This window comes from Campylobacter sp. BCW_6463, assembly GCF_001762785.1.
Taxonomy (GTDB): Bacteria; Campylobacterota; Campylobacteria; order Campylobacterales; family Campylobacteraceae; genus Campylobacter_D; species Campylobacter_D jejuni.
The window spans coordinates 1-1401 of sequence record NZ_MJXL01000065.1 but is presented as its reverse complement, the minus strand read 5'-3'; the positions used below and the strand labels follow the sequence as shown (position 1 = coordinate 1401).

General features: G+C 36.0%; 1 protein-coding gene and 1 pseudogene. Both read left to right on the top strand.

Features of this window, described 5'->3' with window-relative positions; translation table 11 throughout:
• Nucleotides 1-918, top strand: a 918-nt coding sequence (locus tag AJ884_RS07585) for a flagellin (protein WP_261660584.1), incomplete at its 5' end; no start/stop codon positions are given.
• A 136-nt stretch (nucleotides 919-1054) separates the two neighbouring features.
• Nucleotides 1055-1401, top strand: a pseudogene (locus AJ884_RS07580) (flagellin); the annotation flags it as partial.

Below are 1401 nucleotides of genomic sequence, written 5' to 3'. Positions count from 1 at the left end.
TTGATCTCAGCTATCAATGCGGTTAAAGACACAACAGGAGTTCAAGCTTCTAAGGATGAAAATGGTAAGCTTGTTCTTACTTCAGCTGATGGTAGAGGGATTAAAATCACTGGAGATATAGGAGTTGGTTCTGGAATTTTAGGAACACAAAAAGAAAATTATGGAAGATTATCTTTAGTAAAAAACGATGGTAGAGATATTAACATCAGCGGAACCAATCTTAGTGCTATAGGTATGGGAACAACTGATCTTATTTCTCAATCTTCAGTATCTTTAAGAGAGTCTAAAGGTCAAATCGATGCAAATATAGCGGATGCAATGGGCTTTAATTCCTTTAAAGGCGGAGGAAAACAAATTTTAGTAGGTTATTCTTCTGTTTCAGCTTATATGAGTTCTGAAGGTTCAGGATTTTCTGCTGGTTCAGGATTTTCTGAGGGCAGTGGCAAAAATATGTCAGCTTTATTAACAGATTCTCTTGTTACTATTTCAGCAATGTCTAGTGCTAGCAATGTTTATACCGTTTCTAAAGGTTCAGGTTTTTCAGAAGGTTCAGGAAATTCTCAATTTGCTACTTTAAAAACTTCAGCAGGCAATATGGCTGGAACAGTAGATAAGAGTGCGGGTGTAACTACTCTTAAAGGTGCTATGGCTGTAATGGATATAGCTGAAACTGCTATAACCAATCTTGATCAAATCAGAGCTGATATAGGTTCTATACAAAATCAAGTTACATCAACTATAAACAACATCACCGTAACTCAAGTCAATGTTAAATCAGCTGAATCACAAATCAGAGATGTAGACTTTGCAAGCGAGAGTGCAAACTACTCTAAAGCTAACATCTTAGCTCAAAGTGGATCTTATGCTATGGCTCAAGCAAATTCTAGTCAGCAAAATGTTTTAAGACTGCTTCAGTAGTTAAGCTCTAAAATACTGCGATATATACAAATCCAAGCCTAGTTTAAATACTAGGCTTTTTTATTTTTGATGTTTTTTAAACTTGGAACACTTCTTGCTTTAATCTTTTCGATGCAATATTTTGAAAGGATTTAAAATGGGTTTTAGGATAAACACCAACATCGGTGCGTTAAATGCGCATGCAAATTCAGTTGTTAATGCTAACGAGCTTGACAAGTCTTTAAGTAGACTTAGTTCAGGTCTTAGGATTAACTCTGCAGCGGATGATGCTTCAGGGATGGCGATAGCAGATAGTTTAAGATCTCAAGCCAATACTTTAGGTCAAGCTATCTCAAATGGTAATGATGCTTTAGGTATCTTACAAACTGCTGATAAGGCTATGGATGAGCAACTTAAAATCTTAGATACTATCAAGACTAAAGCTACTCAAGCAGCTCAAGATGGTCAAAGTACAAAAACAAGAACCATGCTTCAAGCAGATAT